Raw genomic sequence first — 525 nt, forward strand, 5'->3', positions numbered from 1 at the left:
AAGATCGCGTTCGATGCTGCGCGCGACCGCTGGATGCACGAGCTGACGGCCGCGCAGCCGGTCACCTGCGAGCCGGAATGKGTCGGCGCCGAACACCCGCTGTTCCTGCTGTACACCTCCGGCTCCACCGGCAAGCCCAAGGGCGTGCAGCACTCGACCGGCGGCTACCTGCTGCATGCGGCGCTGACGACGAAGTGGACCTTCGACCTGAAGCCCGACGACATCTTCTGGTGCACCGCCGACATCGGCTGGGTTACCGGCCACACCTACATCGCCTACGGGCCGCTCGCGCTGGGCGGTACCGAGATCGTGTTCGAGGGCGTGCCCACGTACCCCGACGCCGGCCGCTTCTGGCGCATGATCCAGGACCACAAGGTCAGCGTGTTCTACACCGCGCCGACCGCGATCCGCTCGCTGATCAAGGCAGCCGAGAGCAATGCAGCCGTGCATCCGCGCAACTACGAGCTGGGTTCGCTGCGCATCCTCGGCTCGGTCGGCGAGCCGATCAACCCTGCTGCCTGGGAG

1 protein-coding gene is annotated in these 525 nt (G+C 67.6%); it reads left to right on the plus strand.

From position 1 onward, the window contains the following. The coding region (locus tag AC1D15_RS36585) for an AMP-binding protein (RefSeq protein WP_477829948.1) at window positions 1-525 on the plus strand (525 nt) is incomplete at both ends.

The organism is Rhizobacter sp. P2_H2, from assembly GCF_056403375.1.